Raw genomic sequence first — 12871 nt, forward strand, 5'->3', positions numbered from 1 at the left:
ATGGCCTCCACTCCACAACAGCACATAGCCATTCTCGGAGCCGGTCGCAGTGGTCTCGGGTCGGCGCGTCTTGCCCGCAAGCAGGGTGCGGTGCCGGTGGTTTTTGATGAAGGTGATCCGGTGAAGCTGCGGAAGGCTGTCGAGGACCTGGAGCGTGAGGGATTCCGTGTGGTGCTCGGCCTGGAGGGAGCCAGGGAAGCCTGCGCTGCGCAGAAGTTTGATCTGGTGGTGACCAGTCCGGGGCTCGATGCCGGATGGCCGCTGCCGAAGGTGTTCACCGACGCGGGCGTCCCTCTGATTGGCGAAATGGAGTATGCCTGGCGTGCGCTCAGCCACATTCCCGTGGTGGGCATCACCGGCACAAATGGCAAGACCACCACCACGGAAATCGTGGAGCGCATGTTCAACGTGTGCGGTCGCCGGACCATCGCCTGTGGGAACTACGGCCACGCCATCAGCGAGGTCGCGGTGGCCGAGGCTGAATATGATGTGCTCACGGTGGAGGTGAGTTCTTTCCAGGTGGAGACCATCACCAGCTTCCGTCCCACAGTGGCACTGTGGCTGAACTTTGCGCCGGATCACCTCGACCGTTATCCGGACAATGAAGCCTACTTCGCGGCGAAGAAGCACATCTTCGACTACATGACGGAGGAGGACTTCGCCGTAATCCGTGCAGGCGAGCCACTGGGGGAATTGAAGCCGAAGGTAATCACCTTCACCACAGAGGCTGGCGTGGAAGCGGACTTCCAGCTTCTGAATGACAGCGTGCTCTTCCGTGGCCAGCGCATCGCTCATGTGTCCGATCTGCCTCTGAAGGAGCGGCACAACATCGAAAACCAGATGGCCGCCCTCGGCGCCGGCTGGGCGATGGGGCTGAAGTTCGAGGAGCTCGTGCCGGCCCTGGCGGGTTATGAACCCGCGAGACATCGCTGCGAATTCGTCGCGGAGGTCGATGGCCGTCGTTACATCAACGACTCGAAGGCCACGAACCTCCACGCTTTAGAAACTTGTTTAAAATCGCAAGATAATCCGGTAGTGTTAATTGTTGGTGGCAAAGAAAAGGGTCTCGATTATACTCCTTTTCGTCCGCTCCTTCGGGAGAAAGTCACCGCCTTGGTGACCTTGGGCGAGATCGGAGAGAAGCTTGCGGCCCAATTCTCCGATCTGGTGCCGTGTGAACGGGTTGCAACAGTCCAGGATGCCGTCGTTTCCGCCACGGAAATGGCCCGTCCAGGGCAGAGCATCGTGTTCAGTCCGGGGACTTCATCATTCGACATGTTCAGCGGCTACGCGGAGCGGGGCAATGTGTTCCGCGATGCCGTGCTCAACCTTTCCAGCGCCAAGCAACCAACCCAAACGAAGGAGACGCTGTCATGAAACCCAAGACGACTCCCAAGAAGCCAGAGGACTTCAATTCGGACAAGTTCTGGCGACACTACGTGGCCACGGATGCGGCCGATGCCGACATGCTCGAAGACGAAAACAAAACCGGGAACGCCAGTCGCATCTTCATTTTCCTGTTGCTGCTCCATGCCTTCTTCATTGGAGCCGTGGTGCTCTACAATCTTGTCGCTGATCGTCCGAAGCCTGCGTTCGTGGATGCTACAGCGCCGACGCCGAAATCCGGAGATTCCGGCAAGTTCACGCCGCCTCAAGTGATTCCGGGGAAGACCAAGGAGTACATCGTCGCCTCGGGTGACTCCATCAAGACGATCGCGGACAAGACCGGCACTCCTGCAGATGAGATTGTCAGGCTCAACGGCCTCGATCGTGGCAACTCGATCACTGCTGGCAAGAAGCTTGTGGTGCTCGACAATTCGCCGCCGAAGGCTGCCGCCGTAGCTCTTCCTCCGCAGGTGCCGCAGCCCGGCCCCACGCCGCAGGAGACGGTGGTGGCCGTACAGCATACCACCAAGCCGGGGGTCATGGAGACCTTCCGCGCCGTGGAGCCGGTCAAGGCGATAGCGCAGCCCACGAAGATGGTCGTCCTCGACATGCCGCCGGAGAAAGTGGAGGCCGTGGCACAGACCCGCCCCATGAAGGTGGAGGATAAGCTTCCTGAGGAGCCCAAGCCTGCGAAGAAGCACGTGGAAGACTCCCTGCCAGTGGCCAAACCCGTGGAAACGAAGCCCGCTCCTGCGAAGCCTGCTGAGCCCAAGCCCGTCGCCAAAGTGGCCGAGCCCAAGAAGACGCCGGCGGCTGAGCCTGCTGTCGCTGCGGCCAAGCCCGCGGAAGCAAAGCCTGCAGCTGCGAAACCCGCCACCGCCAAGCCTGCCGCGGCCAAGCCCGGGAATGGCGCCTCTCACACGGTGAAAGCGGGCGAGACGCCCTATGCCATCGCACGGAAGTACGGCGTGACGCCGGATCAACTCATGCGCTTCAACGGCATCAAGGACGCAAGCAAGCTGAAGATTGGCGCCGTACTTAAAGTACCGCCGAAGCAGTAGAAGGGTCTCAGTTTTCAGAGTCTGAGAAGGTCCGTACTGGAGACTCCGCATGCATCGCGCCAGCCTCTACATTTTGCTCTTCTCCGTAGCCTTGCTCTCGGCGTTTGGCATCGTGATGCTGGCGAGCACGGGCTACTATCTGGAGGAGGGTGAGAAGCAGACCTACGCCACCATGAATAACCAGGCCACGTGGCTTGGGCTGGCCGTTGTCGTGGCGGTGGTGGTGGCATTCTTGAATCCGGAGAAGCTGTACGAGTACCGCTGGTGGATCTTCGGCGTCGCCCTGGTGGGTTTGGTGATGTGTTATGTGCCTTTCTTCGCCAAGGAGATCAATGGCGCCCGCCGCTGGGTGAGCCTGCACTCCCTGGGTCTGGACAGGCCGAGCTTCCAGCCCTCGGAAGTCGCGAAGCTCGCCATCATCATCGTGCTCGCGGGATGGTTCGCGCGGTATGAGCCCCTGACGCGGGAGTTCATCGGTGGTTTCGTGAAGCCCGGATGTCTGCTGGCGGTCACGGTGCTGTTGATCGCGGGTGAAGTGGATCTGGGCACGGCGGCGCTCGTCACTGCCGTGGGCGTGTCGCTCATGTATGTCGCCGGCACGCGCTGGTACTACCTGGCCGCTGTGGTGGTCGCTGCAGGCGGGGCATTGGGGCTGGCGATTCGTCTCACGCCCAACCGCGTGGCACGCATCATGGCCTTCCTGGATCTTGAGAAGTACAAGGATGAGATTGGCCTTCAGCAGTGGCGCGCGCTCATGGCCCTCGGCAGCGGGTCGTATGAGGGCGTGGGAGCGGGGGACGGGCGCATGAAGCGCGGCTTCCTGCCGGAATCGGAGACGGACTTCATTTTTCCAAACGTCGGTGAAGAGCACGGTCTGTATGGCACGCTGTTGATTATGGGCCTCTTCATCAGTGTGTCGATTGCCGGCATGATCATCGCCCATCGCGCTCCCACCCGGTTCATGCGGTTGGTGGCTGTTGGCATCACCGTCACTCTGGCGCTGGAGGCTCTCATCAACATGGGCGTCACCACGGCACTGTTGCCCAACAAGGGACTGCCGCTTCCCTTCGTAAGTTATGGCGGCACGAACCTCCTCTTTGCGATGATCAGTGTGGGCATCCTTGTGGCCATCCACCGCAAGTCGTTCGGAACGGTGGCAAGGAAGGACTTGCTGGAAACGCGCCGGGGCGGTATGAGAGCCGCCACCCATGGCGCGCATTCTCTTTGACAACCGCAGCCCGCTCACCAAGGCGGGTTCCGGTCTTTTGCGCCCCGATCACGTGCAACACGTATCCGCCATTTTTCCATGGTTTCGAGAAACTCGAAAAGGTTTCCGCTTTTATCCCGCAAGGAATGCTGACGCGCAGCGATCTCAGATCGTTGCTTCCAGTTTCTTACCACCCACCCATTTTGAATCGCCCTCGCGCCTGCGACTCCATTCCGCCCCCGGAGTCCCGTGCAGCGCAGGACCAACCCTTTCTGCTCGATGAAGAACCCGCGCAAAAAGAACAAGCACCAACGCCACCAGAATCCCAACCAGAAGCAGCAGCAGAAATCAAATCAGCCGGCGCCCAATGGCAGGCAGGTGGAGCAAAGGCAGAAGCAGCAGGGCACAAACACGGCAGGTGCACAGAAATCCTCCGGGAAGAAGCACTACCTCATCGCGTGCGGCGGCACGGGCGGGCATCTCTTCCCCGGCATCGCGGTTGCTGAGATTCTCCAGGGGCGCGGCCATGACGTGACCCTGTTGATCAGCGAGAAGAAGATCGATGCGCTGGCGGCCAGCGGCCACAGCAAGCTCACCTTTGAAAAGATGCCCTTCCTGGCCATGCCCAAGCCATGGTCACCCAAGATGGCGGGCTTCATGATGGGCGTGTGGAGCGGCCTCAAGCGATGCAAGGAACTCATCCGCAAGCACCAGACGACTGCGGTGCTGGGCATGGGGGGCTTCACCTCGTTTGCCCCGGTGCTGGCGGGCAGGCAGTGCAAGGTGAAGACCTTCATTCACGATTCCAATGCCATCCCGGGGAAGGCGAACAAACTGACTGCCCGGTTCTGCGATGAAGTCCTGCTGGGATTTGAGGAGTGCGGCCAGTATTTCCCTGAGAAAAAAGTGAAGCGCACCGTGGGAACGCCGGTGCGCAGTGCCCTGCTCTGGGCGGCGACGGAAACCTCGGAAGATCCGTATGCCTTCTTCAACTTGAACAGGGACCTGCCCACCTTGCTGGTCATTGGCGGAAGCCAGGGTGCCCGTGGCATCAACAACGCCGTGGCGCATTCGCTTGACCAACTCGATGCACTAGGCATTCAGATCCTGCACATCACCGGTCCGGGGGACTACCAGGAGATGACAGATGCTTATGCTCCGAAGGAAATCCGGCTCCGCTCGCATGTGGCCGCCTTCTGCCACCGCATGGACCTCGCGTACCGCGTGGCGGATGTCGCCCTCGCCCGCAGTGGTGCCTCCACCCTTGCGGAGCTGGCCACGTTTGGCGTGCCCAGCATTCTGGTGCCGTATCCTTATGCGGCCGACGATCACCAGACGAAAAACGCGGCCATCTTCGACAAAGCGGGGGCTGGTCTGATGATTAAGGAAACAGACCTCTCACCGGAAGAACTGACAGCCCAGGTCCGCCGGCTCATCCAGGATCAGGAGCACCATCAGAAGATGCAAACCGCAGCCCGCACCATGGCGCACCCCAAGGCAGCCGTGGCGATTGCGGATGCCTTGGAAGAATAAGGACTGAACAGGCAAACGCGCATGATTTCCGGCTCGCGGGCTCCTGAGAACCCGCGGACGAAGAGGGCTGGCTAGCTGCCTCCCACTTCCACGGAAAGAACGAGAGCCTCCCGCAGGGAAGCCGCTGCCGATTCCGTCAGGACGGGGGCATCGACTAGGATCACCGTCACCAGCCCGAAGCGGGTGGAGCAGGGCAGTACATGCACGTCACCGAGGTCGCCCACGTTGACCTGCAGGATGCCCAAGGGTTGGTGCAGGCTGCCTGCACTGGCTCGCAACTCCTGCTGCACCGCAAGCATGGCAGAGACAATCAGCGAGGGATGGGTGGGTACTCCCCACAGCATATCGCCGTGGTCATCTGCCAGGAGGATTTCTGTGGCCCCGGTGAGGCGGGCAGCCCAGTGGGTGAAATTCTCCAGACGCTCGGTGATGGGCCCTTCCATGGGCTGGAAGGCGGGAGCTATGGCGGAAATCGGGGCAGGGGAGGCCTCTTCTTGGGCAGCTTCAGGAACAGAAACAGGCGCGGGCGCGGGAGCTGGAACCGGAGCGACGGCCTCGACAGGAGGTGCCGGTGCAGGTGCTGGTGCTGGCTCGGGACGCAGGCTTGAGAGTGGCGGCAGCTGGCTGAGAGGCGGAGGTGCCGGGGGTGCCATGGGCGCTTGTAGAGGCGCAGCCGAAGGTGGTGCAGCCTGCACCGCAGGTGGTTCATCTTGAATCAGTCCTGCATGCTTGGCTCGATCCCGAATCACGCGCAGCTTCTCGCGAATCAGCACCACATCGGCACTGGGAGGCTGGGGCTGCTGCGGCTGAGAGATTGACGCCGGCGCGGAGAGAGCGCTGGGGGCAGGCTCCGAGTTGTTGGTGGCCGGTTCCGGTCCCTGTGGCAGGAGCGGTTGCTGGCGGGGTTGAGAGGCATCCGGCAGCGTCTGGATATCCCAGCCGCCTCCTGTGCCTGTTGATGTGGTCCCGTGTAACAGCGCAGCCAGAGCCCGCACTTCGTCAGGTTCAATCCAGGAGACTTGCATGGCTTTGGAGCTGGTCTTTGCGGGTGCTGAGTCCGGTGCGGTCTTCGATGTCGGCGGCGAGTTGATCAAACAGGAGAGCGGTGGCCGGCGGATTCTTGCGGAGCAGGCCGAGGGGCAGGCCATGCGCGCTGGCTTCGAGGAAGAGGGGGTCGCGTGGGATGGCCTGATTGAAGAGGAAGGACGCGGGAAGCATCTCGCGGAGTTCGCGGGCCACTTTCAGGCTGGCCTCGTGATTCGCCATGAGCATGGTGAGCAGAATGCCGGCCACGCGCACCTGGGATCCTTCCGACCGGAAGCGGGCCAGTGTCTCCAGCAGCAGGGGGACGCTGCGAACGGCGAGGGGCTCCGCCTGCTGGGGAACGAGCACCCAGTCCGAGCCGCGCACGGCCACCTCGGTGATGCTGGTCAGGCCTGCGGCGGTGTCCATGAGCACCACGTCGTAGCCGAGGATGTCGCATTGCCTCAGCAAGTCCTGAATTTTCTGGGGTGCATCGTCCACGCGACCCGCCTTCAGGAAGGCGTCCGGCACGCCGCAGGGCAGGATGCTGAACTCCGGCAGGCGCGTCGGCAGGACGTAGGGCCGCACGTTTCCGCCCGACATGAGGAAGTCATAAAATCCACGCTTCTTCCGGGTGTTCCTGCTCAGGGAGAGCCCGATGCCGCCCTGGGGGTCTGTGTCGATGAGAAGAGTATTCCAACCGCGGCGAGCGAGGGCGTGGCCGAGATTGATGCAGACGGTCGTCTTTCCGACGCCTCCTTTTTGACTGGCAGTGGCGAGAGCTATCACGTGGGTGAGGTTAGCGAAGATCGCCGGCTTTGCAGCGAAATGTTCGCGTTACATGGCGCAGGTTGGCAAAAGTCTTTACTGACGGAGGGCAGTTTACTAGGATCGAAGGACTTTCCCCAAAAAATCACGAGACCAAGCGCCATACATGAAACTGAAGTTCAAGTTTACACCCCTGTTTGCGAGCCTGCTTTTGGCTTTGGGTATCGCCCATGCGGACACCATCACCCTGAAAAGCGGAGAGAAACTGGAGGGGAAGGTCCTCAACGAAACGGACACTGAGGTCATCCTCGAATACAACCTCACACCGAAGATCAAGGACAAGAAGACCATCCAGAAGGCGGACATCCAGGAGATGATCCGCCTCACCCCGGCCCAGCTGGCGTATGCCGAGCAGAAGCTGGGCGAGGTGCTTCCCACGCCAGACTTGATGACCGGTGGCGACTACGAGCGCGTCATCCAGGACAAGCTGCGCACCTTTGTGGCGAAGTTCCCCGGCACCCCCGAAGCTGCGGAGGTCGAGAAGATGATCACCATCCTCTCTGAGGAGAAGAACAAGGTCGTGAATGGCCAGGTCAAGATGCAGGGCGAGTGGCTGGATGCCGCGACCGCCAAGCGTCAAGCCTACAACATCGAGGCCTACCGCGCCCGCATCGCGATGAAGGCGGCGATGGAGGGGACGGATGAGAAACGTTACCGCGAAGCGCTGAGACTGTTTGAAAAACTGCGCACCCAGTATGGTGCTTCCACGCAGTATGTGGACGCCATTCCTGAGGCATTGGAAATCCTCAATTTGTACCAGAAGCAGCTTTCTGTCATGGTGGCCGAGCACCCCGTGATCACGAAGCAGCGGGAGGACGGCCTGAAGACACTGCAGGGTGCGGACCTCGCCCTCACCAAGTCTTCCATCGATCAAGAGGCACGCGCCTTCAAGAGCGCAGTCGAGGCCCAGACCAAGCAGAAGATCAAGTGGCGTGATGTCTACAAGTTTGACATCAAGTCCATTCAGGCAGCCATGGACACGGTGAACAAGGAGGCGGCAACGCTCAAGGCCACCGACCAGGCCGCTCTGCGGAGCGAGAACGAAGAGCTGAGCGCCGTGCTCGCTAACATTGTGGACGAAAAGCCCGCCGAAGCGGAAGCCGGATTGGAGAAGCTGCGCGACCTGAAGACCGCGATGGTGAACAAGACCGAGATGGCTCGTGTCGAGAAAGAGCTCCGTGCGCTGAAAGAGCGGATGAGAGCGCAGCAGAAGGCTGGCGGAGCCATGGCGGTGGCTGCTTCCACCGACGCAGACGCCGAAAATCCTTCGGCCAATCCCATCGAGGAAGCCATGCGCCAGCGTGAGAAGGAGAAGCAGGAAAAAGCTTCCGGCAAGACCTCGTCCGCTACCACCAAGGACAAGAAGTCGTCGGAGTCCGATGACAAGAAGGACACGAAGAGCGACAAAAAGACCACAAAAGCGAAGTCCTCCTCCGAAAAGCCCAAGACTCCTGCGACCACCACTCCAGAGCCCGAGCCCGGCATGCTCGCCAAGATCAATGACTACATCCCCTACATTGGCGGTGGTCTGTTGCTGGTCCTCATCCTTGCCATGGTCCTCGGAAAGAAGAAGAAGGCCGACGCCTGATTCAAGACCTCCGGTCTGGCTTCCCAGTCCGTTTCAGGGCGCGTCCCCCGCTTGCGAGCGAGGTTGACGCGCCCTTCTCTTTGGCGGTAATTGCCCGTTCAATCTCCCATGAGCGCAGCACGCACGTCCAAACAACATCGAAAAACCGCGGAAACCGACATCAGGCTGGAACTGAATGTGGACGGAACCGGTGTGTCAGACATCAAGACCGGCATCGGTTTCTTTGACCACATGCTCACGTTGTTTGCGAAGCATGGACTGTTCGACCTGAAGGTTCAGGCGAAGGGGGACATCGAAGTCGACTTTCACCACACGGTGGAGGACACCGGCATTGTGCTGGGGAACGCCTTTCGTGAAGCCCTTGGAGCGAAGACCGGCATCACCCGGTACGGTCACATCCTGCTGCCCATGGACGAAACCCTGGCCCAGGTGGCCGTGGACCTGAGCGGGCGTGCATTCACCGTTTTCCGCGCCCCAGAGCGGGTGGATACCATCGGCATCGGCTTCCACTTCCAACTGGTGGAGGAATTCGTGCGTGGCTTTGCCAACGCCGTCCTCGCGAACGTGCATGTGGAGATCCAATACGGGAAGGATGCCCACCACATGGCGGAGGCCATCTTCAAAGGGCTGGCCCGTTCGCTGGATCACGCCACGAAACTGGACCCCCGCGTCACCGGCGTGCCCAGCACGAAGGATGTGCTCTAGCGATTGGAGATTTGAAATTTTAAATCTCCGATGTCTTGAGGCTTCTGAAGCGAACGGCCTGGTCCCTGGAGGGACAGCCGTTCGTACTGAATACTGACAACTGATCACTGCTTACTTTTTCTCCCCTTGAACCTCGGAATCCTCGATTATGGCGCCGGAAACTTGCGCAGTGTGCGCAATGCCTTCCTTGCGGTGCAGCAGCCTGCCACCTTCGTCTCCGCGCCGGAGCATTTTGACGCGCTCGACATGCTTGTGTTTCCGGGCCAGGGGGCATTCGGCGACTGCGTGCGCCAGCTCAAGGAAACCGGCCTCTGGGCACCGCTGAAGAAGTGGCTGGCAGAGGAGCGCCCCTATTTTGGCATCTGCCTCGGGTACCAGCTTCTCTTTGAGAACGGAGAGGAGAATCCAGGAGTCGAGGGCTTGGCAAAGTTTGAGGGTTCCGTAGTCCGGTTTCCTTCCCAGCCCGGGCTGAAGATCCCGCACATGGGGTGGAACAAGGCGCGCTTCACGGATCCCGCCCATCCCGCATGGAAGGGCATGGGAGAAGATGAGACTTTTTACTTCGTGCACTCCTATTTCCCGCAGCCCAAGGATGCCTCCCTGGCCGCCTGCCTGACGGACTACAGCGGAGAATTTGTGAGCGGCATCGCGGCGAAGAATCTTCTGGCGGTGCAGTTCCACCCCGAGAAGAGCCAGCAGGCGGGTCTCACGCTGCTGAAGAATGCGCTGGAGTATCTGGGGAGGTAATCCCGTGCCCAGATTCGGCGCTACAGCCGGAGGCGCGAAACGGAAATCTTCCCGCCAAAGCACGCCTCGACATCCGAGCCCGGCTCCACGGGGCGGTCTGCGTAGCGCGCGGTGTATTTCAAGGTGCGGTGGCCGGGTGGTGTATCAGCTGTTATCACGTCCTCATAGGCCACATTGAGCGGGAGGCGGCAGGGGGTGGTGGCGATGCGCTCGGGCAGTTCTCGTTCTCCGGGAGGGAGATGAGGGAGATTCACATTCCAGAGTTCTCCATTCGACAGCGGGTGGGTAACTAGCTCCTGGAGAAGCTGTGCTGTCCAACGTGCGACTCGCGACCAGTCCAGCGCGATGCCGGAGATGAGGTAATGCGAAACCGCGATGGCAGGGATGCCGTGGTAGGCGGCTTCACGGGCGCCCGCCAATGTGCCGGAGATGGGAATGTCCTGGCCCATGTTTCCTCCGGCATTCACTCCGGAGAGCACGAAGTCCGGTTCGATGCCGAGGGCAAAAAGCCCGAGTCGCACACAGTCCGCGGGCGTGCCGCTGGTGTGGTAGCGGTTTTCAGATTCCTGCACCGTAGTCAGGAGCTGATGGGTGGTGAGGCTGTGACCGCACTGGGAACGCTCACTGGATGGAGCGACGACGCTGAATGTGGCGCCGGGAATGAGGGATACCGCTTCCGCCATGGCAGAGAGGCCGGGGGCGTGAATGCCGTCGTCGTTCGTAATGAGGAAATGCATCAGGCGCTCAGCTTAGCTCAGTTGCACTTCTTTTTCTGAAGCGCCGCCAACAGCATTTCGTAACGCTTGATGAGGGAGACTTCGGCGAGGAGTTTTTGCTGCAGCTTTGGGCAGCGGGTGAAGTGGTAGCTCAGCACATCGCACACGAGTTCAGGATCATGGGTGCCTTCCAGGGCGGCTCGCAGTTGTTTTGCTTCTTCGATGCAGGCGTTTGCGAAGAGTTCCAACACCTGGCGTTTGAGTTCGCGGGCACGGTCCAGGTCTTCGGGGAGGGTGGCCACTGGCTCAATGGTGGCGACTTTGAAAGGCTTCTCCTGCACCCATCCCGTGAGTCGAATGCGGCGGAGTCCCAGAAGCAGGAGTTGCGATGTGCCGTCCGACTGCTTCACACAGGCACGTACAAGTCCTGCGGTGGTGTAAGGCTGTACGGGTGACCCTTCCTCCGTGCTCTCACGAGAGCCCACACAGAACATGCGATTGGTGCTCAGCACATGGGTGAGCATCAATCGGTAGCGTTCCTCAAAAATGTACAACGGAAGCAGGCACCCCGGAAAGAGGTGGCAGTCCGTCAGTACCATGACCGGCAGCCTGTCCGGCAGGGTGCGGTCTTCTGGGGGATTGGGATCGAAGGTTTGCGAGCTGGAATCCATGGGCAGGTGATCAACACCGTGCGGTTACCCGTGGATTACGCGCCGGAGCAGCGTCTGGGTTGAGAGATTCCTCTCATGAAAACAACGCGCGCACCGGCGTGCCGCCATCCGTGATGGGCACCGGACGGGAGCCATCCATCAGTTCCTTCGTCGGGTCAACCCCCAAGGCTGCATGAATGGTGGCATGGAAGTCCGGCAGGCTTACCGGATTCTCCACGATTTGCTTCGAAAGTTCATCGGTGACCCCATAGGCGCCGCAGTGCTTCAGCCCGCCACCCGCGAGTACCATGGAGAAGCAGGTGCCCTGGTGACCGCGGCCACCACGACCATCAAACTGCGCAGGGCGACCAAATTCCGTGCCGATTGCAATCAGAGTCTTATCGAGGAGCTTCTTGTCGCGGAGGTCGGTGATGAGCGCGGCGAGAGCGGCGTCGAGTTCCTTGATCAAAAGATGCTGTGCAGCCTGGCCTTCGTTGTGCGTGTCCCAGCCGGTGCCGTTCATGAAGTTCAGGTTATGCGATACTTCAATGAAACGCACCCCGGCCTGCACGAGCCTGCGGGAGAGGAGGCAGCGCTGGCCGAACTCACCGCCGTAGGCATTGCGCAGCTCTGCGGGCTCCTCATCGAGCTTGAAGTTGCGCATGAACTCAGGGCCGGCGAGGCGCAGGGCTTCACGCTGGGCCGTTTCATAGTCGGCCATCAGCGAGTCATCTGGGATGCGATGCTGCAGGGGCTGCAACAACTTTGCCCTCGCGTCCATGCGCTGCTGCGTGACGAACTCCGGCCGGGTGAAGCCCATGGGTCCCTGCTGGGTGTCCGTGAGATAGATGTACCCGTGCTTCGTGCCGAGGAAGCCAGGGCCACGGCTCACATTGGGATAGCCGATGAGCATGTACGCAGGTACCTCGGGATTGGCCGCACCACGCTCGTGCGCGATGATGGACCCGATGGAGGGATAGGTGACATTGCCACTGATCATGCGGCCGGTGTGCACGATATTCGTGGCGAAGGCATGCTCATCGATGACCTTGTGGTTCACCGTACGAATCGCGGTGACATGTTCCATGAGCTTTGCCGTGTGGGGCAGGTGTTCGCAGACCTGCACCCCCGGCACGGAAGTATCGATGGCAGGATAAGCGCTGCCCGCCTTCTTCGGATTCGCCTGGGGGTCACCCAGCGCCTTCGGGTCGAAGGTGTCGATCTGGGCCATGCCACCTCCGAGCCAGATGAAGATGCAGTGCTCAGCTTTGCCCTTGGGAATGTTCAGCGCGTTCGTGTTGGACGCGTGACCAAAGAGCGGAGCAGCGGCCAGCGCGGCGGTGGAGCGGAGGAAGTTGCGGCGATTCATGGCGAGAGAAAGATGAAAGAGGTTGCTGGTGAAATGATCGTAGGAAAAGAGCGAGTTC

Annotated in this window: 12 protein-coding genes; 7 read left to right on the forward strand and 5 right to left on the reverse strand. The window is 60.7% G+C overall.

The annotated features are described in order from the left end of the window. The 4 genes from murD to murG all read left to right on the forward strand — a co-directional run bounded on the left by murD (nt 1) and on the right by murG (nt 5187). Complete coding sequence (murD, locus tag G5S37_RS07440; protein ID WP_165202302.1) at nt 1-1377, forward strand: UDP-N-acetylmuramoyl-L-alanine--D-glutamate ligase; 1377 nt, start codon at nt 1-3, stop codon at nt 1375-1377. Continuing rightward, a complete protein-coding gene (locus tag G5S37_RS07445) occupies nt 1374-2447 on the forward strand; it encodes a LysM domain-containing protein (RefSeq protein ID WP_165202304.1) in 1074 nt (357 codons plus the stop codon). Before murD ends, G5S37_RS07445 begins: the two co-directional genes overlap by 4 nt. 49 nt (nt 2448-2496) lie before the next feature. After that, nucleotides 2497-3675: an FtsW/RodA/SpoVE family cell cycle protein gene (locus G5S37_RS07450; RefSeq protein WP_165202306.1), complete on the forward strand. Its 1179-nt coding sequence runs from the start codon at nt 2497-2499 to the stop codon at nt 3673-3675. 258 nt (nt 3676-3933) lie between these two features. Continuing rightward, nucleotides 3934-5187: an undecaprenyldiphospho-muramoylpentapeptide beta-N-acetylglucosaminyltransferase gene (gene murG, locus G5S37_RS07455; protein WP_165202308.1), complete on the forward strand. Its 1254-nt coding sequence runs from the start codon at nt 3934-3936 to the stop codon at nt 5185-5187. A gap of 71 nt (nt 5188-5258) precedes the next feature. On the opposite strand, the gene G5S37_RS32220 is transcribed toward murG, so the two are convergent. Both G5S37_RS32220 and G5S37_RS07465 read right to left on the reverse strand, forming a co-directional pair. Then, nucleotides 5259-6212, reverse strand: a complete 954-nt coding sequence (locus G5S37_RS32220) for a hypothetical protein (RefSeq protein ID WP_206026345.1) — start codon at nt 6210-6212, stop codon at nt 5259-5261. Then, the gene (locus G5S37_RS07465; RefSeq protein ID WP_165202310.1) at nt 6193-6999 is read right to left on the reverse strand and encodes a ParA family protein; all 807 of its coding nucleotides are present in this window, start codon (nt 6997-6999) and stop codon (nt 6193-6195) included. Before G5S37_RS07465 ends, G5S37_RS32220 begins: the two co-directional genes overlap by 20 nt. Nucleotides 7000-7144: 145 nt before the next feature. On the opposite strand from G5S37_RS07465, the gene G5S37_RS07470 reads away from it, so the two are divergent. From G5S37_RS07470 to hisH, 3 genes are all read left to right on the forward strand, one after another. Then, nucleotides 7145-8626 (forward strand): PTPDL family protein, encoded by a 1482-nt coding sequence (locus G5S37_RS07470; RefSeq protein ID WP_165202312.1) that lies wholly within the window; start codon nt 7145-7147, stop codon nt 8624-8626. Nucleotides 8627-8734: 108 nt separating this feature from the next. After that, complete coding sequence (gene hisB / locus G5S37_RS07475; protein ID WP_165202314.1) at nt 8735-9331, forward strand: imidazoleglycerol-phosphate dehydratase HisB; 597 nt, start codon at nt 8735-8737, stop codon at nt 9329-9331. A 126-nt stretch (nt 9332-9457) separates the two neighbouring features. Next, nucleotides 9458-10078, forward strand: coding sequence for an imidazole glycerol phosphate synthase subunit HisH (hisH, locus tag G5S37_RS07480; RefSeq protein WP_165202316.1), 621 nt, complete (start codon nt 9458-9460; stop codon nt 10076-10078). Nucleotides 10079-10098: 20 nt separating this feature from the next. Here the strand turns inward: hisH and surE are convergent, their stop codons facing one another. The 3 genes from surE to G5S37_RS07495 all read right to left on the reverse strand — a co-directional run bounded on the left by surE (nt 10099) and on the right by G5S37_RS07495 (nt 12813). Further along, nucleotides 10099-10815 carry a 5'/3'-nucleotidase SurE gene (gene surE, locus G5S37_RS07485; protein WP_165202318.1) on the reverse strand — a complete coding sequence of 239 codons (717 nt, stop codon included), beginning with the start codon at nt 10813-10815 and terminating at the stop codon, nt 10099-10101. A 17-nt stretch (nt 10816-10832) separates the two neighbouring features. After that, complete coding sequence (locus G5S37_RS07490; RefSeq protein WP_165202320.1) at nt 10833-11465, reverse strand: LON peptidase substrate-binding domain-containing protein; 633 nt, start codon at nt 11463-11465, stop codon at nt 10833-10835. A gap of 73 nt (nt 11466-11538) precedes the next feature. Further along, on the reverse strand, nt 11539-12813 hold the full coding sequence (locus G5S37_RS07495; RefSeq protein WP_165202322.1) for a DUF1501 domain-containing protein: 1275 nt from the start codon (nt 12811-12813) through the stop codon (nt 11539-11541). Nucleotides 12814-12871: the final 58 nt, after the last annotated feature.

It is taken from the genome of Roseimicrobium sp. ORNL1, assembly GCF_011044495.1.
Lineage (GTDB): Bacteria > Verrucomicrobiota > Verrucomicrobiia > Verrucomicrobiales > Verrucomicrobiaceae > Roseimicrobium.

Bases quoted from the DNA above. Each gene is read 5' to 3' on its own strand.
- murD (WP_165202302.1), top strand. From the start codon at position 1: ATGGCCTCCACTCCACAACAGCACATAGCCATTCTCGGAGCCGGTCGC.
- G5S37_RS07445 (WP_165202304.1), top strand. From the start codon at position 1,374: ATGAAACCCAAGACGACTCCCAAGAAGCCAGAGGACTTCAATTCGGAC.
- G5S37_RS07450 (WP_165202306.1), top strand. From the start codon at position 2,497: ATGCATCGCGCCAGCCTCTACATTTTGCTCTTCTCCGTAGCCTTGCTC.
- murG (WP_165202308.1), top strand. From the start codon at position 3,934: ATGAAGAACCCGCGCAAAAAGAACAAGCACCAACGCCACCAGAATCCC.
- G5S37_RS32220 (WP_206026345.1), bottom strand. From the start codon at position 6,212: ATGCAAGTCTCCTGGATTGAACCTGACGAAGTGCGGGCTCTGGCTGCG.
- G5S37_RS07470 (WP_165202312.1), top strand. From the start codon at position 7,145: ATGAAACTGAAGTTCAAGTTTACACCCCTGTTTGCGAGCCTGCTTTTG.
- hisB (WP_165202314.1), top strand. From the start codon at position 8,735: ATGAGCGCAGCACGCACGTCCAAACAACATCGAAAAACCGCGGAAACC.
- surE (WP_165202318.1), bottom strand. From the start codon at position 10,815: ATGCATTTCCTCATTACGAACGACGACGGCATTCACGCCCCCGGCCTC.
- G5S37_RS07490 (WP_165202320.1), bottom strand. From the start codon at position 11,465: ATGGATTCCAGCTCGCAAACCTTCGATCCCAATCCCCCAGAAGACCGC.
- G5S37_RS07495 (WP_165202322.1), bottom strand. From the start codon at position 12,813: ATGAATCGCCGCAACTTCCTCCGCTCCACCGCCGCGCTGGCCGCTGCT.